The organism is Pseudomonas sp. URMO17WK12:I11 (assembly GCF_007677725.1).
In the GTDB taxonomy this organism is placed as follows: Bacteria; Pseudomonadota; Gammaproteobacteria; order Pseudomonadales; family Pseudomonadaceae; genus Aquipseudomonas.
This window is the reverse complement of sequence record NZ_VEDF01000004.1, coordinates 178,930-201,037: the sequence shown is the minus strand read 5'-3', so window position 1 is coordinate 201,037 and position 22,108 is coordinate 178,930. Positions and strand designations below refer to the sequence as shown.

Sequence of the window (22,108 nt, the reverse complement as noted above, 5' to 3'; positions counted from 1 at the left end):
CTGCAGGCTCAGGCGCGCGGGCTGCCATTTAACGCGAAGACGTGTTTCAAGTAGCTGACGAAGTTTTCATCGCGGCATTGGGTCTTGCCCGGACTGTCGGAGATTTTCGCCACCGGGGCGCCGTTGCAGGCGGTCATCTTGATCACCATGTTCATCGGCTCCACGCCTGGAATGTCACAGGTCAGCCGCGTGCCGATGCCGAAACTCACGTTGATCTGCGTGTGCAAGGCCCGGTACAGCTCCAGCGCCTTGGCAAAGTCCAGGCCGTCGGAGAAGATCAGCGTCTTGCTCTGCGGGTCGATGCCCAGCCGCTCATAGTGCGCGATGGCCTTGCGCGCCCAGGCCAGGGGGTCGCCCGAGTCGTGGCGCAAGCCGTCGAACAGCTTGGCGAAGTACAGGTCGAAGTCGCCCAGAAACGCATCCATGGTGATGCAATCGGTCAAGGCGATGCCGAGCAGCCCGCGGTATTCGCGGACCCAGCATTCCAACGCCGCAGCCTGGCTGTCGACCAGGCGCGGGCCGAGCTGCTGGTGAGCCATGAACCATTCGTGGGCCATGGTGCCTAGCGGCTTGAGTTCCAGCTCGCGGGCGAGGTGGACATTGCTGGTGCCGACGAAGCGACCGGGGAAATCGTGCTTGAGGATGTTCACCACTTCTTCTTGCACCCGGTAGGAAAAACGCCGCCGGGTGCCAAAATCGGCAAGCTGGAAACCGGCGAGCTCCTCGGCACTGGCTTCGCGCTTGAGCCAGTCGAGCTTCTGGTACAGCCGCTCGCCGACCTGCTCGAGCACCACCTCGCGGTAACGGTAGCGGTTGCGGACTTCGCTGATGATCGCCAGCAGCGGGATTTCATAGAGGATCACGTGCAACCAAGGGCCGCGGATGCGAATCGCCAGTTGCCCGGCATCGTCCAGGCCGACCTGCAGATAGCGCAGGTTGAAGCGGAACAAGCTGAGGAACCGGATGAAATCGGGTTTGAGAAAGGGGATTTTTTCCAGATAGGCGAGCTGGTCGTGGGTTACGCTGACTTCAGCCAATTGCTCGATCTGGTAACGGATTTCCGCCAAGTAGGGTGCCAGGTCTTCACTGTTGCGGCAGCGAAACTCCCATTCCACCTCGGCATTGGGATAGTTGTGCAGCACCGCTTGCATCATGGTCAGCTTGTAGAAGTCGGTGTCCAGCAGGTTCTGGATGATACGCGGGGCAAATACGCTCTCGCTCATGGGCGGTCCTCCTTGATCAGGGCGAGCTGATGGTCAAGTGCGGCCTCGTCACCGCATAGGATTACCCCTTCAGCGGCCAGGGCGCCGCAGGCTTCGATTGCACCCGATTGGGTCAGTGCACGGCAGGCGGGCAAGTACAGCAGCACCTGAAAGCCGGCCCGGCGCAGCTGCTGGGCGGTGGTCTTGACGCAGTAATCCAACGCCAGGCCACCGACGATCACCGCGCCCACCTGCTGCACCGTGAGGTATTCGATGACGCCGGTGGAGCGTCGCTCGGCCAGGTCGTGGTAGCAGGCGCCGTAGGGGTGCAGATCGGGTTCGACGCCTTTCCACACGAAGTAGTCGTAGTCGATAGGGGCGGGCAGGCCTGGCAGCAATTCGAAGCCTGGTGTGCCGGGCACGCAGTGGCTCACCCAGGTCAGGTCGGCGTTGGCCAGTTGCAAAGGCTGCAGCATTTGCCCAGGGTCGCCAACCACCCAGGCGGCGTTGGCAGGGTGAGCGTCCTTGCTGCCCAGGCGCAGGTCGGCGCGCAGGGCCATGGCATTGAGGTCGGGGGTAATTTCCTCGCCCTGCGGAACAGGCAGCTCGTGCGGCGCGTTGTCGGTGAAGCCGTTCTGGGCGTCGACATCGAAGCTGGCGATTTTCATCTGCAATTCTCCTGGCTGGATCTGGTCACATAATCCACCTGGTGTCGTAAGTGTGTCAAGACCAACCTATGGTGGGTTCTTTATTTGCCTTACTTAGCCGACCTGGTGGATTATTGCGTGATTTGAAAAGGAGTGGGTCTGTTGAGTAGAGCCGAAGTCCTGGCCAGTGTCGACATCGTCGCCCTGCGCCTTGCGCCTGATGTCCAGCATCTGCAAGTGCTCCTGCACCGCCGCGCGCGCGAGCCGCACCTGGGGCAGTGGGCGCTGCCGGGCGTGATCGTCAATGGCAGCACGCCCGATAACAACCTTGAAGCGGCCGCTGAGCGCGCGCTGCGGGAAAAGGCCCAGTTCGTGCCGCGCTACTTCGAACAGGTGGGCACTGAAGGTAATGCGTTTCGCGACCCGCGCGGCTGGTCGCTGAGCACCTATTACCTGGCACTGCTCGATCCGAGCTCGACTGTAGAGCACGAGCAACTAACGTTCGTTGACCTGGACAGCCTGGTGACGCGCAAATTGCTATTGCCGTTCGATCACAACCTGTTGGTCGAACGCGCGCGTGAGCGCTTGGCGGCGAAGACCGTCTACAGCAGCCTGCCGCTGTACCTGCTGGCGGACACATTCACCGTGCTGGAGGCGCTGGGCGCGGTACAGGCGTGCTTGGGCCAGGCGGTCAATGCCACTTCGCTGCGCAAGCGGCTCGAGCGCCTGCGCGAACTGGGGTGGATACGTGACACTGGCGAGAAGCATCAGCCGAGGCTGGGCAGGCCGCAGCAGTTGTACCAATACACGCCGCCTGGCGAACGGGCCTTCATGTTCGACCGTAGCCTGGCGCCAGAAGGCGTCTGAGCCGCAGGCAACGCGCCTGCGGGCCAATGGTCATGCCCAAGCCGCCGCGTCATGCGGGTGCAGGCTTTCCAGATGGCGAACGTGAACCTGCACGTCGCGCCTGCCGTCAAGCGCTGCGCGGATGCGCCGCGCAGCGTCCTCCACGAACATCAGGTTCTGGCCGTTGAGCGCGGCGAAGGCTTGTTCATCCGCCCGCTTGACCGCGGTCTGGACTGGCGTGCCCAAGGCGCTTTCCACCGTTTCGATCAACCCCAGTAGCCCCAGGCTGGGTGCTTCAGGCTCGACCGCTACCCGCACCCGGGCTTCGCTGCGCTGGCTGTGAGGTGTTGCCAGTGAAGCGTTGGCGGCCAGCCAGTCGGCGACGCGATCGGCATCGAGCTGAGACGGTTCGGCGAATGCTTGGCGAAAACGCGCCTCGACCAGCTGGCGCGACAGCGCCGCTGAACAAGGGCAGGTCGATGAATAGCCGATCAGGCATTCGACGCTGAGCGCCAACGCCCCCGCGCGCAGGGTGGCGTCCAGCTGCACGCGGTAGGCTTTCCAGCCCGACAGCCCTTGGGTGACCAATGCCGGGCGGCGTACGAGCAAGTCGAACACCAGGCGCAGCCTCGCGCTCTGGCTGTCACAATCCTGGTGGCTGGCAACCATCTCGCGCAACAGGCCATGCACCTGCGCAGGTGCAAGGGGCGCTGCATCTGCCCAACTGTCCAGGAGCCGATACAGCCGCGACATATGGATGCCTTTGACATGCGCGGCGGGCAGGTCGACTTGCACATCGGCCTTGGCATGCAGCTCGCGGTGATAGCCCGGCTCGCTGAGCGTGACGGCAAGGTCGATGCCCTGCATGCCGACCCAGGCCAGAGGCCCAAGGGTCGGTGCGGTATCGGTGACGCAGATGTCGGGAAGTGCTGCACTCATATTCGTGATCCACAGGTTTCGGTCCCTCGCCTGGCGTGGAGGGCATACGCGACGTATTCATACCCACCGGCTTGGATAGGCCGGCGCAGTATAAACTTAAACGTTACGTTATAACACTGTAGTGCCGCGTGCGCCTCGGCCTGGCGCTGCGCGCAATGCTGCTTCGTCCCTGGCCTCAGTGACCCATTGCCAGCTTGGCGCTGGTCTGCCGACGACGATATGCGCTGTCACGACTGGCCAGCCACCAGTACAGCGGCGAGGTGACGGCCAGGCCCACCAACCAGGAAAGATCAGCGCCATTGATATGCGCCGAGATCGGCCCGACATACAGCGGCGTGTTCATGAACGGTATCTGCACCACGATTCCCACCCCATAGGCGATCAGTGCTTGCGGGTTGTACCGCCCGTAGATGCCACCATCGACCTTGAAAATGGATTGGATGTCGTAGTCGCCTTTATGAATGGCGTAGAAATCGATCAGGTTGATCGCGGTCCATGGCACCAATACCACCAGCAGCACCAGCACCATGTCGACGAAGTGGCCGATGAAGTCGGCCGAGGCGAATACCGCCACCACGCAGCAGGCCGCCAGCACGATCAGCGACAGCACTGCACGGCTTCTGGCCGTAGGGATCCAGCGGTAGGCGAAGGTCTGCACCAGGGTGATGATCGACAGCACCGCGCCGTACAGGTTGAGCGCGTTGTGGCTGATCACGCTGAGCAGGAACAGCACCAGCATCAGCGGGCCGAGCGTGCCGGTGGCGAGCTTGACGGCGTCCATGGTATCCATGCCGGCCGGAATCGCCAGCACGGCCACCGCGCCGAAGATGAACGACAGACTCGAACCCAAGGCAGAGCCCAGGTAGGTGGTCCAGAACGTCGAGCTGACCTTCACATCGGCCGGCAGGTAGCGCGAGTAGTCCGATACATAGGGCGCGAAGGCGATCTGCCAGAGCGCAGCCAGCGACACCGTCGCCAGCCAGCCGGCGAGGTTGAAACTGCCACGGCTGAGGAAGTCGTGGCTCTGCACGTGGGTAAAGATGTAGCCAAAGCCGACGACGATACCGATGCCCAGTACCCAGGTGCCGATACGGTTGAGCACATGGATGAACCGGTAGCCAATGATGCCGATGATCCCCGACCCCAGCGCGCCGATGACGATACCGACCGGTACTGGCACGGCGTCGACCACGCCATGCAGCGACTTGCCCGCGAGCACGATGTTGGAGGCGAAGAAGCCGATGTACATGACCCCGGCGATCACCACCACCAGCAGCGCGCCGAGGGTACCGAACTGGGCGCGGCTCTGGATCATCTGCGGGATGCCCATCTGCGGGCCTTGGGCCGAGTGCAGTGCCATCAGCACGCCGCCGAGCAAATGGCCGACCAGAATGGCGACGATGCCCCACAGCAGGTTCAAGTGAAACAGCTGCACGCCCAAGGCGCCAGTGACGATCGGCAGCGGTGCGATATTGCCGCCGAACCACAATGTGAACAAATCCCTGACCTTTCCATGGCGATCTTCCGGCGGTACGTAGCCGATCGTGTGTTTTTCTATGAGGGGTGCCGAATTGGCTGCACTGGTCATGATTGACTCCAAGGCAAGGTGGGGCATCGGGTGCTGCCCAGGTGCGTGCCGGCGAAGGGCCACGCGTTCTTGTTGGAGGGATGATGCGGCGCACGCGGATAACGAGAAATTAGTAAATATGTACCCATAAACCTTAAAAAACCTAAGGCTGACAAAAGCTTAAGCGGTAGCTCTGTGCAAGGGCAGTGCCAGCCGGACGCAGGCCCCGTGGTAGAGCAGGCGGCACGTGTAGCAGCGACGCCTGCTGCGCCAGCAAGGTGCGGTGCGCCTGGAAAGGGTGCAGCGAACCGCCAGCCTCTGCGATCAGGTGATGTATGGATTCGGGTTTGATCCACAGGATCGACACCGTGTCGCGGCGCTGAATGGATACACCGTTGATCATCCAGCATAATTCGGCGGAACAATCTGTTTGGAGTTGATCTCCTATCAACAGATGGATCACCACGTGCCCGGGATTTCCCAGACATGAAACCGCTTCAGCAAAATTCCAAAAAACCTGCCCATCCGCCAGCGCACTTTCTGCTAAACGGTGGCCACGTTGGCAGCTTGCTGCAATCGCTAGACTGGAGCAGCTCGCCTCTGGGGGCGCCGCAGGGCTGGTCGCCGCACCTGCAGGCGGTGATGGCCACGTTGTTGCCTGCCCAGGCGCAATTCGTGCTGTTCTGGGGAGAGGCGTACGTCGCGCTTTACAACGACGCCTATGCGCCGACCATCGGCCTGAAGCACCCGCACGCCTTGGGCCAGCCTGCGCAAAGCTATTGGAGCGAACTGTGGGACGATCTCGAACCGCTGTTGCGCGCTGTGCGCGAGACGGGCGAGACGTTCTCGGCCAAGGATCGACCGTTCTACATCGAGCGTCGAGGCTTGGGCGAAACCGTTTACTTCGATGTGTCCTATTCCGCCGTGCGCGAGGCCGATGGCAGCGTCGGCGGAGTGCTGTGCCTGGTCGCCGAGACCACCGACCGAGTACGCTTCCAACAGCGCCAGGCGTTCTTGCTGGAGCTGGGCCAGACGCTACCGGGTTTGGGCGAAGCGGATCGAATCGAAGCCTACGCCGTGCAGCGCCTGGCCAAGGAGCTGGGGGCGGCGCGGGTCTGCTTTGGCGAAGATGAAGGCAACGGCCGCGGCTTTCGTGTGGCGCACAACTGGGTAGACGGTCTGCCTTCGCTGGTCGGCCAGCACGACTACGCCACATTCGGCGCCTCCCTGCGCGAACAGCTGGCGGCGGGTCAACTGGTGCAGGAGATCTACGAAAACCAGCGCGACGGCGTCAACACCGTTCTTCACGCACCGGTGGTGCGCGCCGGGCGGCTGGAAGCGATGCTTGGGGTGCACTTCAATACGCCCCGCCAGTGCTTCGAAGACGAATGCCAGCTGATCGAGGAAACCGCCAAGCAGGCGTGGGCGGCCATCACCCACGCGCGCGCCGAGAGGGCCTTGCACCTGCTCAATCAAAGTCTGGAAGAGCGAGTGGCCGCTGCCTTGGCCGAACGTGAAGCGGCCATGCTGCAACTGCACGAGGCGCATAAGCTGGAAATGATCGGCCAGTTGACCGGCGGCATCGCCCACGACCTGAACAACATGCTGACGCCGATCATCGCCTCGTTCGAGCTGCTGCATCGACATCCCCAGACTGAACGCGCGCCGCGCTTGATCGACGGTGGGTTACAAGCGGCGGAGCGCGCGCGCAATCTGGTCGGTCGGTTACTCAGTTTCGCCAGGCGCCAGACCCTCAAGCCCCAGCCGGTGTCACTTGCCGCCTTGGTCGCTGATATGCGCGAGCTGATGGCGCGCTCGCTGGGCCCGGCGATTGCGGTGCAGACGCACATCGACCCGACGCTGCCGGCGGTCGTAGCGGACCCCCATCAACTGGAATTGGCCTTGCTGAATCTGGCGGTCAATGCCCGCGATGCCATGCCCGAGGGCGGCACCCTGGAAATCGCCGCTGGCCGCGAGGGCGAAGGCCCGGCGCGGCCGGCCGATATCGTTGCTGATCAGTTGCTGTGGATTCAGGTGCGCGACCGCGGCTGCGGCATGAGCGAAGAACAACTGCGGCGTTGCCTTGAACCGTTTTATTCGACCAAGGGCGTGGGCAAGGGTACTGGTCTGGGCTTGCCGATGGTCCAAGGGCTGGCGGTGCAGTCCGGCGGAGGTTTTGCCATCGACTCACAGCCCGGACTTGGCACTACTGCGACCTTGTGGCTGCCTGCCAGCAGTGCTGCGGTAACCTGCAAGCATGCCGATTTGGCCGATGCGCCGCATGCCGAGCGTGCGTGTCGGGTGTTGCTGGTCGATGACGAGGAGCTGGTGCGCCAGGCCACCGCTTCGCAGTTGCGCGACCTGGGATACGAAGTGACTGAGGCCGGTAACGCGGCGGCCGCGCTGCACCTGGTCAGCCAAGGCTGGCTGCCGGATGTGCTGGTGACCGATCATGTCATGGCAGAAATGACCGGGGTGCGCCTGGCACAGCAGATGCGCGCACAGCGTGCAGAACTTCCGGTGCTGATCATTACCGGCTATGCCAACCTGACGCCGCGCGAACTCAATGGTTTCGAGGTCTTGCGCAAGCCGTTTCGCCAGGCCGAACTGGCCCAGAGCGTGGCGCAGCTGCTGGCCTCAGCCCACTGATCAACTGAGCAGCTTGGCCAGCATCTGGCACAGCTGGGTGGCCGAATACGGCTTGGCCAGAAAACCGTAGCCCAGATGCCCGCCTTCGGCGAACGCCTCGCTATACCCGGACGTGAGAATGACCGGCAGGTGAGGATGCTGCTCGCGCAATGCCTTGGCCAAGGCCAAACCGCCCATGCCGGGCATCACCACATCGGAAAACACCGCATCGAAGGCTTCGTCGGCGTGTTCCAGATGCGCGAGCGCGTCTTCGCCCGAGCTGGCCCAGCTGATGCAGTAGCCGTGGTCTTCCAGGATCTGCGCGGTGAAGCTGCCGACGTCCGGATTATCTTCGACGATCAAGATGCGCCGTGGCCGGGTGAAGCGTGGCGGCGGCGCATCCGTGGGCTCAAGGTCTGCCGCTGATTCCGTCGGCGGTGCGGACTCCTCAGGCAGATACAGGGTGAAGCACGTACCTTGCCCAGGCACGCTACTGACCTTGACATCGCCGCCCGACTGCTTGGCGAAACCGAACACCTGGGACAGGCCCAGCCCGGTGCCCTCGCCGGGTGCCTTGGTGGTGAAGAACGGATCGAAGATACGCTCCAGCAGCTCTGGAGCGATGCCGACACCGCTGTCACGCACGGTGATCGCGGCGAAGGTGCCGGGTTGGCCTGGCATCTGCTGGTCGGCCAGCAGGCACAGGCGCAAGGTGCCTTCGCCGCCCATGGCGTCACGGCCATTGAGCATGAGGTTGATGACCGCGGTTTCCAGTTGGCTCAGGTCAGCGCGGATGTAGCAGGGCGCTGCCGGCAGTTGCAGTTCTACCTGTACCCGCGCGCCGGTGGCCGTGTCGAGCATGTCGGCCATGGCCTCGAGCCTGGAACCGGCTTCGAACAGCTGCGGGCTGAGGGCCTGGCGCCTGGCGAAAGCCAGCAGCTGAGCGGTCAGCTTGGCGCCCCGGTCGACGGAATCGGCAATGGTTTTGAAGTAACGTTCGCGGCGCTGCTGATCGAGGGCAGGGCGCTGCAGAAAGTGCAGGGATGAACGGATGATGGTCAGCAGGTTGTTGAAGTCGTGGGCCACACCGCCGGTCAACTGGCCGATGGCCTCGAGCTTCTGGGTTTGACGCAGCACCGCTTCGGTGTGCAGCAGCTGGCTGGTGCGTTCTTCGACGCGATGCTCCAGGTTGGCGTTGAGCGCTTCCAGCGCCGCCATCGCCGCACGCACCTCGGCATGGGCCTGGACGCGCTGAATGTGCGCCCACGACCGTTCCGTCACCTCACTGATCAATGCCTGTTCGTACTGCGTCCAGTGCCGCGGCGCCTTGTCATGGATGGCCATCAGCGCGGTCAGCCGGCCTCCCTTGATCAGCGGCATGCAGATGGTCGCAGTGATGCCGATGGCCTGGAACGTGGCGGCCTCTTCAGGGGCCAATTCGCGCAGGTTGTCGTTGATCACCAAGGGCAGGCCGCTGCGTAGACGGCTCACCGCCAGGCGACCGAAATCATGCAGCGAATAGCGGCCGAGCAGTCGCTGCGAGCCTGGCGCCACCGCATCGCCACAGATCACGAAGCCGTCCTGATCCGGTTCCATGACCGCATAGGCGCAGCTCGACAATTGCAGGTGCTCGACCATCATGCCGGTGGTGATGGCAAGTATCTGATCGGGGTCGGTGGCATCGGTGACGGTGCGGTTGAGGTCATCGAGAAACTTCAGGCGCTGGTTGACCACTACGCCGTGAGTAGTCTCGACAACGGTATCGACCATGCCGACGATGGTGCCTTGGTGGTCGCGTATGGGGCTGTAGCAGAACGTGAAGTAGGCCCGCTCGGGTGCGCCGTTACGGGAGATCATCAGCGGAAAATCCTCGATGAACACCGCTTCGCCGGCCATGGCGCGGTCCGCCATGGCACCGATATCGTCCCAGGCCTCGGCCCAGACCTCGCTGAAGGGTTTGCCCAGGGCCGAGGGTTTCTGCCCCAGGATCGGCAGGAAGGCATCGTTGTGGAACGTCAGCAGCTTCGGTCCCCATAGCACCGCCTGCGGAAAGCGCGAGGCCAGGCACTGGGCCACGGTGGTTTTCAATGGATCGGGCCAAGCGTCGAGCGGGCCCAAGGACGTTGCGTCCCAGTCATGGTTGCGGATGAGCTCAGCCATCATGCCGCCGCCGTCTAGCCATTTAGCCATGTGCCCAACCAGCCCCTACCCAAAAATGCGTTAAGGGTGCACCGAGAATGGCAGCTTGGCGAGACATTTGTGCGCTCACTGACGCAGCGATGACTGGCCAATCAGGCGATGGCCCGGATCAACGCATGAAGTGCACCTTGCCGGTGTCGTCATTGCCCATGTAAATGCCGTATACCCCAGCCTGGCGCTCGAGGATATAGCGTTCGAGAATCTGCCGGATCGCTGGATAATAGATTTCGTCCCAGGGGATTTCATCCGGTTCGAAGAATTTGTAAGCGGAGGTTTCCGGGCCGTATTGCCCGGTTTCTTCGATGACCACGGCGCGGAAGATGATGTACACCTCGCTGATCGTCGGCACGCTGAAGATCGAGTAGGGCGAGACGATGTCGCCGCGCACCCCGCTTTCTTCCCAGACCTCGCGCAGGGCCGCCTGCTCGGTGGTTTCACCGGCTTCCATGAACCCGGCCGGCAGCGTCCAGGTGCCTGGGCGCGGGGCGATGGCGCGCTGGCACAGCAGGTACTTGCCGTCGCGCTCGATGATGCAGCCAGCGATGATCTTCGGGTTGATGTAGTGCACGTAACCGCAGCCGGTGCAGTGCAGGCGTTCGTGGGTATCGCCAGGCGGCACGCCCCGGGCCAGTTGCGTGGTGCAGTGCGGGCAGTAGCGCGGGACGTTGGGCATGTCAGGGCCTATGCGGGGTTCAGATGCGTGGATCCTTCAGGGCCAAAGGCTCGACCATGTCGCGCACCTTGGGGTTGTCATCCTGCTTCTGGCGCAGGTAATCGAGCGCGACCTTGGCGGCGGCACGCACATGGTCGACCGAGGCCTGGTGCGCTACCAGCGGGTCGCCACCTTTGATCGCCTCGACCATCTTTTCCATTTCCCGGTTGCTGGCACCGCGACGGTTCTGCTGCGACACCGAGGTGGCGCGCAGGTAGCTGATGCGTGCTTGCAGCTGGCGCAGCTGCTGCGCCGCCACTTGGTTGCCCGAGCCTTCGAGCAACACGTCGTAGAAGCCTTGCACCGAATCCAGCACCTGTTGCAGTTCGCCTTCTTCAAGCGCTTCGCGGTTGACTTCAAGGGCGCGTTCCAGGGCACGGATGTCCTTGGCTTTGGCGTTGAGGGTGAACAGCTGGACGATCAAGCCTTCGAGCACGCAGCGCAATTCGTAGATATCGCGGGCATCTTCGAGGGTGATGATGGCCACCCGCGGGCCCTTGGCGTCGGCGAATTCCACCAGCCCTTCGGACTCCAGATGGCGCAAGGCCTCGCGCACCGACGTGCGGCTGACGCCGAGGCGGTCGCAGAGGTCGCGCTCGACCAGGCGGTCGCCTGGCAGCAGGTGGAAATTCATGATCGCGCCGCGCAGCTTGTCGAGCACGATTTCACGCAGGGTAACGGGGTTGCGGTTGACCTTGAAGCTGTCGTCGAGGGGCTGGCGTTTCATCGAAGGCGCTCTGAATGAGGCTGTCTGCGCCCACGTCATGCAACACCACGAACCGCGGGTGCTCCTTGCGTGGGTTCGAACAGCCCGCTGTTAACGGGTTGACTCCGCATCGGCTTCGGCGAACGCTTCGCGGGCCAGGCGGAAACTGTCCACCGCCGCCGGTACGCCGCAATAAATGCCGACCTGGAGCAGGATCTCGCGAATTTGCTCACGGCTCAGGCCATTGCGCAAGGCGCCGCGAATATGCAGCTTGAGCTCGTGGGGCCGGTTGAGCGCGGAAATCATGGCCAAGTTTATCATGCTGCGCTCTTTGAGCGACAAGCCTTCACGGCCCCAGACATGACCCCAGCAGTATTCGGTAACCAGCTCCTGCAGCGGCTTGGTGAAGTCGTCGGCGTTCTGGATCGAACGGTTGACGTAGTCCTCGCCCAGCACCTGAGTGCGAATCTCCAGGCCTTTGTCGTACTTCTCGTTGCTCATGCGCAGTGCTCCGCAATAAAACAGGGGCCGCAACCGAGGGTGAGACGATGTGCGCAGCCCCCAAAAAAAGGTGGGTGGGTGCCGTCAGCCCAACGGTGGCAGGGCGCCCAGCTTGCCTTTGTGGTAGACCATCGGCGTCACCGGCTCGGCCGGCAGCACCAGGTTCTTCACGGCGCCGACGATGATCGCATGATCGCCACCGTCGTACTCGCGCCACAGCTCGCATTCGATGATCGCGGTGGCCTTGGCCAGCAACGGGTTGCCCAGCTCGCTCAGGTGCCACTCCACGCCCTTGGCCTTGTCCTTGCCCTTGCCGGCAAAGGCGTAGGCTTCGGCGGTTTGCTCGGCCGACAACAGGTGAATGGCGAACTGCTTGCTGTCACGCAGGATCGGGTAGGTGTCGGAGGCGTAGTTGGGGCAGAACAGCACCAGCGCCGGGTCGATCGACAGCGCGCTGAACGCGCTGGCGGTGATGCCGACGATGCCGCCGTCGGCATCCAGGGTGGTGACCACGGTGACGCCGGACGGGAACGAGCCCATCACGTCTTTGTAGATGCCTGGTTCGATCATCTCGTGCTACCTCTCAACGCATCACAAACGGGTCGGGCATCGGCGCGGTGGACAGGTTGATCCACACGGTCTTCAGCTCGGTATAGGCCAGCACCGAATCGATGCCGCTTTCACGGCCGTAGCCGCTGTTCTTGAAGCCACCGATCGGCGCCATGGCCGACACGGCGCGGTAGGTGTTGACCCAGATGATCCCGGAACGCACGTCGCGGGCCAGGCGGTGGGCGCGGCCCAGGTCGCGGGTCCAGATACCGGCGGCCAGGCCGAACTGCGAGTCGTTGGCAATGGCCAGGGCCTGCTCTTCGGTCTTGAAGCGGATCACCGCGGCAACCGGGCCAAATACTTCTTCCTGCATGATGGTCATCGAATTGCTGTCGCATTCGAACAGCGTCGGCTCGTAGAACCAGCCGTCGCCCTCGACCTCGGCACGCTTGCCGCCCATGTGCAGCTTGGCACCTTCGGCCTTGGCCGCTGCGACCAGCCCTTCGACCACGGCCAGTTGCTGGGCCGTGGCCATCGGGCCCATTTCGCTGGCGTCGTCTTGCGGGCTGCCGATGCGGATGCGCTTGGCGCGGGCGATCAGGCGCTCGACGAACTCATCGAAGATCTCATCCTGCACCAGCAGGCGCGAGCCGGCCACGCAGCTTTGCCCGGAGGCGGCGTAGATGCCCGCTACCGCGCCGTTGATGGCGCTGTCCAGGTCGGCATCGGCAAAGATGATGTTCGGCGACTTGCCGCCCAGCTCCAGCGACAGCTTGGCGAAGTTCTCGGCACTGCTGCGCACCACGTGACGGGCGGTGGCGGCGCCGCCGGTGAAGGCGATCTTGCGTACCAATGGGTGGCGGGTGAGCGCAGCACCGGTACTTGGACCGTAGCCAGTCACCACGTTGACCACCCCAGCCGGGAAGCCGGCTTCCAGGGCCAGGCGGGCCAGCTCGAGAATGGTAGCCGAGGCGTGCTCGGATGGCTTGAGCACGATGGTGTTACCTGCAGCCAGGGCAGGGGCCAGCTTGATCGCGGTCAGGTACAGCGGGCTGTTCCACGGGATGATCCCGGCGACCACGCCGATCGGCTCGTGCACGGTGTAGGCGAACAGATCAGGCTTGTCCAGCGGCAGGGTGCCGCCTTCGAGCTTGTCGGCAAGGCCTGCGGTGTAATGGAAGAATTCTGGCAGGTAGCCAACCTGGCCGCGGGTTTCGCGGATCAGCTTGCCGTTGTCGCGGCTCTCCAGCTGGGCCAGGTGTTCCTTGTTCTCGGCAATCAGATCACCCAGGCGGCGCAGCAGCTTGCCGCGTGCGGTCGCGCTGATGCTGCGCCATTGGGCGCTGTCGAAGGCGCGCTGCGCAGCCTGTACGGCCAGCTCGACATCGGCTTCGCCGGCATCGGGCAGTTGCGCCCAGGCCTGCGCCGTGGCCGGATTGAGACTATCGAAGGTCTTGCCGCTCTGGGCATCGAGCCACTGGCCATCGATGCACATCTGGAAACGAACGAGGGTCATGCAACAATCCCCTTGGCAGATTCGGAAAGGCTGCGAGCTTGGGCGAGGAAGTCCAGCAGCATCTTGTTGACTTCACGCGGGGCTTCCACGGGCATCATATGCCTTTGCTCGGCGAGGACCACACTGCGCGCGCCAGGAATGCAGGCAGCGAGCTGGCGGGTCATGGCCGGGGTGGAGCCGGAATCGAGTTCACCGGTGGCGATCAGCGTCGGCACCTGGATGTTGCCAAGGTCGGCGGCGCGATACATGTCCTGGGTGGCGAACAGCGAGTAGGTGGTGTGGTAGCCCTGCGGGTCGTTGCTGGCCAGCACCTGGCGGATGGCGGCGACCTGGGCAGGGTTGGCGGCCTTGTACTCGCGGCTGAACCAGCGATCCAGGGCTGCATCGACGTTGGCATCGGGGCCGAGCTCGGCGGCCTGGGCGGCGCGGGCGATGACCCCGGCGCTCTGCTCGGGGGTGCGGTTGAACACGCTGTTGAGCACCACCAGGGCCGACAGGCGCTGCGGATAGTGCAGGGCAAAGGCCCGTGCGACCAGGCCGCCCATGGAGAAGCCAATCACGTTGGCTTGGCTGATCTGCAGGTGGTCGAGCAATTCGGCGAGCTGCGCGGCGTACCCCTCCAGGCCGATATCGGCGGCGGGCAGGGCGCTCTGGCCATGGCCGAGCATATCGTAGGCGATGACGCGGTAGCCGCTGGCCAGGCCAACGATCTGACCGCCCCACATTTCCTTGTTCAGGCCCACGCCGTGGATCAGTACCACGGGTTGGCCCTGGCCGACAGACAGGTAGCTGGTGCCGGCGGGTGTACGTTCAGCGACAGGCTGAATCATGAAGGGCGCTCCTTGAAGGTCGGGCGCGGCGGGTAAGCACGCCACGCCCCGGCCCGTCTTGGTTGTTGTTATTGAGCGTTGGCTTTTTCGGCAGCCAGTTCTTCCAGGTCGATGTAGCGGTTGCCAATACGCGGGTGCAGGCGGCCGCCGTCGGCAGCGCCGAGCACGACGACGATTTCATCGGCACGCGGTGCGTCTTCGATCTGCATTTCCAGGGTGATGTAGTGCGAGCGCAGGCCTTCGTCGTCTTTCTGCATCATCGGGATCTGGATCGAGGTACCCGGGCCGCCGCGCTTGTTGGTGAAGCTCAGGTAGCTCTTGGCCTGGACCGCTTCACGGTAGTGGTTGCCGAAACGCAGGGTGTGGATCACGGCCGAGGCGTGTTCGATCTCGCCGTCGGCACCGATCACGGCAGCCTTGCCGTAGGCTTCGATCTTGTCGGCACCGCCGATGGCGGCGGTCAGGCGTTCGACCATCAAGGCACCGAGCGCGGAGCAGTTGGCACGGATCTCCGGCTTGAGGTCGTCAACGAAACCGCGACCAGCCCAAGGGTTCTTGATGACCACAGCCAGGCCGACCATGGTCACTGGCTTGTCGGTCGCCTTGCCGCCTTCGATGCGGGTCTCTTCGGAGTAGGTGACGATCTTGCGGATTTCGAAACTCATGGATGGCTCCTGGTGAGGGTTATCAGCTCTTGTTGTCTGATGGTATACCATAATATTTGTTGTGCAAGAGGTGGCCGAAAATTTCTCTCTCGGCAAAGACGAAAGGGCCTCTCTCAGCGAGCTGCAAGCCAGGAAGAAGGCTTCTTCAGGCGCCTGGCATTCGCGCCTTGCAGCTAAAAAAAAGCCCGCTTGCGCGGGCTTTGGAGCGATACCGTCTCACGCGAACGCTGGCACCACTTCCTTGATGAACAGCTCCAGCGACTTTTTCTTCTCGGCGTGCGGCAGGCTGTTGTCGCACCAGAAGCTGAATTCGTCGACGCCCAGCTCCTGGTAGTACTTGATCCGCGCGATGATTTCTTCGGGCGTGCCAATCATGGTGTTCTTGCGGATGTTCTCCAGCTGGAACGCCGGCACTTCAGCGAACTTCGACTCGGGACTCGGTTCGAGGAAGCCATTGACCGGCACGGTCTTGTTGCCGAACCAGGCATCGAAGGTGCGGTAGAAGCGCGAAATCGCCTGGGCGCCGACCTTCCAGCCTTCAGGCTCGGCCGGGCTGTGCACATGCGTGTGACGCAGCACCATCAGTTGCGGGCGCGGCACCTCGGGGTTGTTGTCGCAGGCGGCCTGGAACTTGTTTTTCAAATCCAGCACTTCTTCGTCGCCCTTCATCAGCGGCGTGACCATCACATTGCAGCCGTTGGCCACGGCAAAATTGTGCGAATCCGGATCGCGCGCGGCGATCCACATCGGTGGAGTGGCGTTGAACGGCTTCGGCACACTCGTCGAGGTCGGGAATTTATAGACCTCGCCTTCATGGGCGTAATCGCCTTCCCACAACTTGCGCACCACCGGCACCATCTCGCGCAGAGCCTTGCCGCCGTCGGTTGCCGGCATGCCGCCAGCCATGCGGTCGAATTCGAATTGATAGGCGCCACGGGCCAGGCCTACTTCCATGCGGCCGTTACTGATTACATCGAGCAGGCCGCACTCGCCGGCCACCCGGATGGGGTTCCAGAAGGGGGCGATGATCGTCCCGGCGCCCAGGCGGATCTTCTCGGTGCGGGCGGCGAGGTACGCCAGCAGCGGCATCGGGCTTGGCGAGATGGTGTATTCCATGGCGTGGTGTTCGCCGATCCATACCGTGCTGAAACCACCGTTCTCGGCCATCAGGGTCAGTTCGGTCAGGTCTTCGAACAGCTGGCGGTGGCTGACCTGTTCATCCCAACGTTCCATGTGCACGAACAACGAAAATTTCATGGGGCTTTTCCTCAACGCTTGAAAGTGTCTGGTACCGCGCAGGCGGCACCAGGTGTCTCGATTGACAATGGGCTTCAGGCAAAGGCCGGCAGGCTGGCCATCTTGCCGCGGCAATAGATCATCGGCCGTGGCGCCTGCTCGGGTACGATCAGGTTGTGCACCTTGCCGACCATGATGGCGTGGTCGCCACCTTCATATTCACGCCACAGTTCGCACTCGATGACGGCGGTGGCGCCAGCCAGGATCGGGTTGCCCAGCGCGCTCAGTGTCCACTCGATACCCGTGGCCTTGTCCTTGCCTTTTTTTGCGAAAGCATAGGCTTCAGCCTGCTGTTCACCGGAAAGCAGATGGATGGCGAAGCGCTTTTGCTTGATCAGTACAGGGTAGGAGTCGGAGCTGTAGTTGGGGCAGAACAGCACCAGCGGCGGGTCCATCGACAGGGAGGAAAAAGCGCTGGCAGTCAGTCCGACGACCGAGCCGTCGTCGTCCAGCGTGGTGATGACGGTAACGCCGGAGGGAAAGGAGCCCAGGACGTGCTTGTAGACGGTTGCGTCGATCATCAAAGGTACCTCTGAAAAGGCTGCGGTGGTCCGCGGTTTTTATCGTTGATGTGTCTGATGGTATACCGTAATACCTATTTTGCAAGCAGAATTTTCACCGCTGATTTTTCACGATGAATTGCTGAAAGCAACGAATTCCGTGGCTTTGCGCGGTGAGTCGGTTTGTCGCAGGGGCGTTCAAAGCAGATCAGTGGCGGTTTTTTCCTGCGGAGCAGTGTTGTCAAAAGCTTGGAATACCATAATATGGTCCGCAGCTGAGAGGCCGCCTAGATGCGGTTTCCTTACAACGATAAAAACGACCTTTCGAGCTGAATCCTATGTCCCAACCGTCGTCGCAACACCAGTTTGTCGAGAATCACACGGTCGATTACGTTCCACCTGCCGAGCGCCATGGGAAGGCGCGCGACCTGTTCACCCTCTGGTTCAGTACCAACATCGCGCCACTGCCAATCGTCACCGGCGCCATGGTGGTCCAGGTGTTTCAGCTGAACCTGCTGTGGGGGCTGGTCGCCATCGTCATGGGTCATCTGATCGGGGGCGTGTTCATCGCCCTGGCCTCTGCGCAGGGACCGCAGCTGGGCATTCCGCAGATGGTGCAGAGCCGTGGCCAGTTCGGCCGCTATGGCGCCTTGCTGATCGTGTTCTTCACTGCGCTGATCTATGTCGGCTTCTTCATTTCCAACATCGTGCTGGCGGGCAAGACCATTCACGGCATCGCCCCAGGCGTGCCGATGCCCAGTGCCATTGTGATCGGCGCGTTGAGCGCCACGGCCATCGGCGTGATCGGCTACCGCTTCATCCATATCCTCAATCGCATCGGCACCTGGGTCATGGGCTCGGCGCTTTTGGCCGGCTTCATCATGATGTTCGTCCAGGAACTGCCCGCCGACTTCTTCAGCCGCGGCGCTTTCAACCTGTCGGGCTTCATCGCCACGGTATCGCTGGGCATCATCTGGCAGATCAGCTTCTCGCCCTACACCTCGGACTATTCGCGGTACCTGCCGCGCGAAGTAGGCATCGCCAAACCTTTCTGGGCGACCTATTTCGGCGCGACGCTGGGTACTATCCTGTGCTTCAGCTTTGGCGCCATCGCTGTCTTGTGCGTCCCCCAGGGCACTGATGCAATGGACGCAGTGAAGCAGGCTACCGGCTGGCTGGGCCCGATCCTGATGGTACTGTTTCTGCTCAACATCATCAGCCACAACGCGCTCAACCTGTATGGCGCGGTGCTGTCCATCGTCACGGCGATCCAGACCTTCATCGCCGAGTGGACCCCGAGCGTCAAGGTCCGCGTGGTGCTCGCCTCGATCATCCTGGTCGGTTGCGCGCTGGTGGCGCTGAACGCCTCGGCGGACTTCATCGGCCAGTTCATCGGCCTGATTCTGGCGCTGTTGCTGGTCCTGGTGCCGTGGGCCTCGATCAACCTGATCGACTTCTACCTGATCAAGAAGGGCCAATACGACATCGCTTCGATCTTCCGTGCCGACGGCGGCATCTATGGCCGCTTCAATCACCACGCGATCATCGCCTACGCCTGCGGCATCCTGGTGCAGCTGCCGTTCGCCAACACTTCGCTGTATGTCGGGCCTTATTCGAACCTCGTCGAAGGGGCTGACTTGTCGTGGTTGTTCGGTTTGTTGGTGACGGTGCCGCTGTACTATTGCCTGGCGACCCGTGGCAAGGCTGCCGACAAGGCAGGGCGGGTGGTCAGCGTCAACGAATGAGCGCCGGGTAGCTGTACGAAGGGGCCGCGCTGCGGCCCCGATCGTTTCTGCTCAGACCTTGAACTGCGCGACCATGGCGTTGAGGTCTACCGCCAGGCGCGACAGGTCCTGAGCCGCCGCGCTGGTCTGGTTGGCCCCGGCCGAGGTCTGCATCGACAGGTCGCGAATGTTCACCAGGTTACGGTCCACTTCCCGGGCCACCTGCGCCTGCTCCTCCGAAGCGCTGGCGATCACCAGGTTACGCTGGTTGATCGAGGCGATCGCCTCGGCGATCACTTGCAGCGCACCGCCCGCGCCTTGTGCCACTTCCAGGGTGCCATTGGCGCGGCCGCGGCTGTTGTGCATCGCCGCAACTGCGCGTTCGGTGCCGGTCTGGATGCCGGCGATCATCTGCTCGATCTCGGCCGTCGACTGCTGGGTGCGGTGGGCCAGTGCGCGAACCTCGTCGGCAACCACGGCAAAGCCACGTCCGGCCTCGCCGGCGCGGGCCGCTTCGATGGCGGCGTTGAGCGCCAGCAGGTTGGTTTGCCCGGCGATGGCGCCAATCACATCCAGCACCCGGCTGATCTCGTTGGCATTGTTGGCCAACTGCTCGATCTCAACCGAAGTACCGGTCACGTCGTTGACCAATTGCTCGATGGAGGCCAGCGCCTGGTTGACCTGATCGCGACCGTCGCGGGTGGTCTGGTCGGCGCCTTTGGACGCGTCCGCGGTGCTCACCGCATTGTTGGCCACCTCTTCGACGGCCGCGGTCATCTGGTTGACGGCGGTGGCCGCCTGGTCAATCTCCGCGCTTTGCTGATGCAGGCCACGGCTGGTGTCCTCGGTCACGCTGTGCAGCTCTTCGGAAGCCGACGCCAGTTGGTCGGAAGACGCAGCGATCTGCCGAATGGTGTCACGCAGGCTGGTCTGCATACGATTCAAGGCGCCGAGCAGCAGTGCTGGTTCGTCTCGACCGGTGGCTTGAATTTGCTGGGTGAGGTCGCCAGTGGCCACACGTTCCGCGACGGCGACGGCCTCGCCCAGCGGCACCACGATACTGCGTGTAAGCAGGGTCGCCACGCCAGCCAGGGCCAGCAGGATCACCGCCAGTGCCACCAGCACCGCAGTAAAGGCCTGGTCGGCCACATCGCTGCTGCGTTGCGATGCATCTTCAGCGCCCTTGCCGTTGTAGGCGATCAGCGCGCCCAGGGTTTTCATCATGGTGTCGGCGTATTGCGACAGGGGTCCGCCGATCTGTTGCTTGGCTTCGAGCATGCGGCCGGCCGCGATATCTTGCAGCACCAGCAGTTGCAAATCGAGGTATTGCTGATAGGCACCCTGGAAGGTCGTGAACAACGCACGGTCATCGGCGTCGATGATCGTGTCATCGTAGGCTTTGAGCCCGGCCTTGAGCTGATCGTTGATGGTCTTGACCATGTCGATGCTGCGCGCGCGTTCGCTGGGGCTCTCATCGAGCGCGGCGCGCAACGTGACGGCGCGGGCTCGGCCGAGGTTGGTGCTGATTTCGCTGAGCGACACCACCGCGGGCATCCAGGTCACGCGGATTTCGTCCGTGGCTTCGTCCATCTGCTGGGTTTCATAGAGCGCGATCAGGCCCATGGCCAAGACCAGCAGGCCCAAGAGGGCGAACACGCTGGTGGCACGGGTGCCGATCTTCATATTCCTTAAGTGCATCGATTGCTCCTTGACGTTGGCGTGCAGGCGTCAAGAGCATGGACGAAAGGCCGGGTCACCGGGGTGGTGCCAAGCTCTCGATGCGCTGCGGATTTAGATGTGTGCCTCACCCTCGCGAATGCGTTTTTGATTTCGATGATGCCATATGGCCACTAATATTGACCAGTCATTCAATGTAAAAACAATGCCTGGTAAATCGTCGTTTTCTGACGGATCTGTCAGGAAATGGTCGTTAAACGATGGCAATTAGCCGATTATTGTCGGCCGAATTGAAGCAACAGGTCAGTCGCTGGATCAGCGAGCGGCGCACGGGCGCTGGGGCAGGGGAGATACGCTCGAGGTAATCTGCTTTACACCCGCCTGATCCGGCCTGAGTTGCCCCTCAGCGCTGTTCATGCTGGCGTCGGTACGCCCCCGGTTGCACGCCAATGGCCTTGGCAAAGGCGCGGGTGAAGGCAGCTACCGATTGATAACCGACCTGCGCACCGACTTGCTCTACCGTGTTGCCCGCTTGCAGCAAGTGACGGGCATGGCGCATGCGCAGGGCCAGAAGCACTTGGCCCGGCGACTGCCCGGCGCAGTCGACGAAACGCTTGAAGAACGCCGAGCGCGAAAGTCCGGTCAGCGCCGCCATGGTTTCCAGGCTCCAGGCTTGTCCAGGCTGATCGATCAGTTGCTCCAGCAGGGCACTGAAACCAGGCTGGCGCGCCAGGGCCACGAGCCCGCGCAGCGGCGTGCCGGCATTCACCTGCTGGCGCAGGACGTAAAGAAACAGCAGGTGCGTCAGGCGCTCGAGCAAGGTCTGGGACGCAGTGCCTTGGCACTCGTCCAGAATCAGGCCGAACAGGGTCCTGGCCGCATGCCCGGCCGGCTCATTGGCGCGCAGCACGATCCAGTCGGCCAGTCCCTCGACGATCAGCGACGACAAGCCCGGGCGAAAGTCGAAAAAACCGCACACCAGGCCTACGCCATCGCTTGCAGCGGGGGCCAGCGCCTGCATGGTTTGCCGCGGCTGTGCACAGGCTGTGGCGGGATCCTGATCGCTGGAAAGCCGATATCCCAGGTCGCGCAACAGAAACACCGCATCGCCAGCTTCCAACCGTTCGGGCTGATCGTGGCCGTCGACATGCAGCCAGCAGTGTCCTTGAACCACCAGATGAAAGCTGGCACGGCCCATGCCGTGGGTGCTGGCACGCCAGGCACCGCAGTAGCGGCCCACGTGAAACAAACTGGTGTCGAGCTCCAGGCTTTCTAATAACCAATCGACGAGATGGCTGGATGAAATCATCTAATGCAAAGACTCAGGAGCAAGAAAAAGCGACTGATGAATATGGAGAGCGGTTCTTATAACCAACAGACTATAGCCACTTCTCACTCAAGGAC

19 protein-coding genes are annotated in these 22,108 nt (G+C 62.7%); 3 read left to right on the top strand and 16 right to left on the bottom strand.

Features of this window, described 5'->3' with window-relative positions; genetic code table 11:
* Nucleotides 1-8: 8 nt before the first annotated feature.
* Together pncB and FS665_RS09655 are read right to left on the bottom strand one after the other, a co-directional pair.
* Nucleotides 9-1,223, bottom strand: a complete 1,215-nt coding sequence (gene pncB, locus FS665_RS09660) for a nicotinate phosphoribosyltransferase (protein ID WP_145186922.1) — start codon at nucleotides 1,221-1,223, stop codon at nucleotides 9-11.
* Nucleotides 1,220-1,870 carry a nicotinamidase gene (locus FS665_RS09655; protein WP_145186920.1) on the bottom strand — a complete coding sequence of 217 codons (651 nt, stop codon included), beginning with the start codon at nucleotides 1,868-1,870 and terminating at the stop codon, nucleotides 1,220-1,222. The genes pncB and FS665_RS09655 overlap by 4 nt, the downstream gene beginning before the upstream one ends.
* A 141-nt stretch (nucleotides 1,871-2,011) precedes the next feature.
* Between FS665_RS09655 and FS665_RS09650 the strand changes: the two genes are divergently transcribed.
* Complete coding sequence (locus tag FS665_RS09650) at nucleotides 2,012-2,716, top strand: NUDIX domain-containing protein (RefSeq protein WP_145186917.1); 705 nt, start codon at nucleotides 2,012-2,014, stop codon at nucleotides 2,714-2,716.
* Nucleotides 2,717-2,746: 30 nt separating this feature from the next.
* On the opposite strand, the gene folE2 is transcribed toward FS665_RS09650, so the two are convergent.
* Together folE2 and FS665_RS09640 are read right to left on the bottom strand one after the other, a co-directional pair.
* Nucleotides 2,747-3,634 (bottom strand): GTP cyclohydrolase FolE2, encoded by an 888-nt coding sequence (gene folE2 / locus FS665_RS09645; protein WP_145186914.1) that lies wholly within the window; start codon nucleotides 3,632-3,634, stop codon nucleotides 2,747-2,749.
* Nucleotides 3,635-3,809: 175 nt separating this feature from the next.
* Nucleotides 3,810-5,222, bottom strand: a complete 1,413-nt coding sequence (locus tag FS665_RS09640; RefSeq protein ID WP_145186911.1) for a cytosine permease — start codon at nucleotides 5,220-5,222, stop codon at nucleotides 3,810-3,812.
* Between the two features lie 465 nt (nucleotides 5,223-5,687).
* Here FS665_RS09640 and FS665_RS09635 point away from each other — a divergent pair, with 465 nt between their 5' ends.
* Entirely contained in the window at nucleotides 5,688-7,850 is a 2,163-nt protein-coding gene (locus tag FS665_RS09635; RefSeq protein WP_145186908.1) for a response regulator, read from the top strand.
* Here FS665_RS09635 and FS665_RS09630 read toward each other — a convergent pair whose 3' ends face one another.
* The 10 genes from FS665_RS09630 to FS665_RS09585 form a co-directional block, all read right to left on the bottom strand.
* Nucleotides 7,851-10,019 carry an ATP-binding protein gene (locus tag FS665_RS09630; protein WP_145186905.1) on the bottom strand — a complete coding sequence of 723 codons (2,169 nt, stop codon included), beginning with the start codon at nucleotides 10,017-10,019 and terminating at the stop codon, nucleotides 7,851-7,853.
* A gap of 118 nt (nucleotides 10,020-10,137) precedes the next feature.
* On the bottom strand, nucleotides 10,138-10,701 hold the full coding sequence (locus tag FS665_RS09625; protein WP_145186902.1) for an NUDIX hydrolase: 564 nt from the start codon (nucleotides 10,699-10,701) through the stop codon (nucleotides 10,138-10,140).
* Nucleotides 10,702-10,720: 19 nt separating this feature from the next.
* Complete coding sequence (locus tag FS665_RS09620; RefSeq protein ID WP_145186899.1) at nucleotides 10,721-11,467, bottom strand: GntR family transcriptional regulator; 747 nt, start codon at nucleotides 11,465-11,467, stop codon at nucleotides 10,721-10,723.
* Nucleotides 11,468-11,557: 90 nt separating this feature from the next.
* Nucleotides 11,558-11,947, bottom strand: coding sequence for a carboxymuconolactone decarboxylase family protein (locus FS665_RS09615; RefSeq protein ID WP_145186896.1), 390 nt, complete (start codon nucleotides 11,945-11,947; stop codon nucleotides 11,558-11,560).
* Between the two features lie 84 nt (nucleotides 11,948-12,031).
* On the bottom strand, nucleotides 12,032-12,517 hold the full coding sequence (locus tag FS665_RS09610; protein ID WP_145186893.1) for a flavin reductase family protein: 486 nt from the start codon (nucleotides 12,515-12,517) through the stop codon (nucleotides 12,032-12,034).
* 13 nt (nucleotides 12,518-12,530) lie between these two features.
* Nucleotides 12,531-14,012 carry an aldehyde dehydrogenase gene (locus FS665_RS09605; RefSeq protein WP_145186890.1) on the bottom strand — a complete coding sequence of 494 codons (1,482 nt, stop codon included), beginning with the start codon at nucleotides 14,010-14,012 and terminating at the stop codon, nucleotides 12,531-12,533.
* Nucleotides 14,009-14,842 carry an alpha/beta fold hydrolase gene (locus FS665_RS09600; protein WP_145186887.1) on the bottom strand — a complete coding sequence of 278 codons (834 nt, stop codon included), beginning with the start codon at nucleotides 14,840-14,842 and terminating at the stop codon, nucleotides 14,009-14,011. The genes FS665_RS09605 and FS665_RS09600 overlap by 4 nt, the downstream gene beginning before the upstream one ends.
* A 68-nt stretch (nucleotides 14,843-14,910) precedes the next feature.
* Complete coding sequence (locus tag FS665_RS09595; protein WP_145186884.1) at nucleotides 14,911-15,507, bottom strand: amino acid synthesis family protein; 597 nt, start codon at nucleotides 15,505-15,507, stop codon at nucleotides 14,911-14,913.
* Nucleotides 15,508-15,723: 216 nt separating this feature from the next.
* Nucleotides 15,724-16,764: an LLM class flavin-dependent oxidoreductase gene (locus FS665_RS09590; protein WP_145186881.1), complete on the bottom strand. Its 1,041-nt coding sequence runs from the start codon at nucleotides 16,762-16,764 to the stop codon at nucleotides 15,724-15,726.
* Nucleotides 16,765-16,838: 74 nt separating this feature from the next.
* The gene (locus FS665_RS09585; protein ID WP_145186877.1) at nucleotides 16,839-17,324 is read right to left on the bottom strand and encodes a flavin reductase family protein; all 486 of its coding nucleotides are present in this window, start codon (nucleotides 17,322-17,324) and stop codon (nucleotides 16,839-16,841) included.
* A gap of 317 nt (nucleotides 17,325-17,641) precedes the next feature.
* On the opposite strand from FS665_RS09585, the gene FS665_RS09580 reads away from it, so the two are divergent.
* Nucleotides 17,642-19,048 carry a cytosine permease gene (locus tag FS665_RS09580; RefSeq protein ID WP_145186874.1) on the top strand — a complete coding sequence of 469 codons (1,407 nt, stop codon included), beginning with the start codon at nucleotides 17,642-17,644 and terminating at the stop codon, nucleotides 19,046-19,048.
* A gap of 51 nt (nucleotides 19,049-19,099) precedes the next feature.
* Here the strand turns inward: FS665_RS09580 and FS665_RS09575 are convergent, their stop codons facing one another.
* Together FS665_RS09575 and FS665_RS09570 are read right to left on the bottom strand one after the other, a co-directional pair.
* Nucleotides 19,100-20,710 carry a methyl-accepting chemotaxis protein gene (locus FS665_RS09575; RefSeq protein ID WP_371921256.1) on the bottom strand — a complete coding sequence of 537 codons (1,611 nt, stop codon included), beginning with the start codon at nucleotides 20,708-20,710 and terminating at the stop codon, nucleotides 19,100-19,102.
* A 397-nt stretch (nucleotides 20,711-21,107) separates the two neighbouring features.
* Entirely contained in the window at nucleotides 21,108-22,013 is a 906-nt protein-coding gene (locus tag FS665_RS09570; RefSeq protein WP_145186868.1) for an AraC family transcriptional regulator, read from the bottom strand.
* Nucleotides 22,014-22,108: the final 95 nt, after the last annotated feature.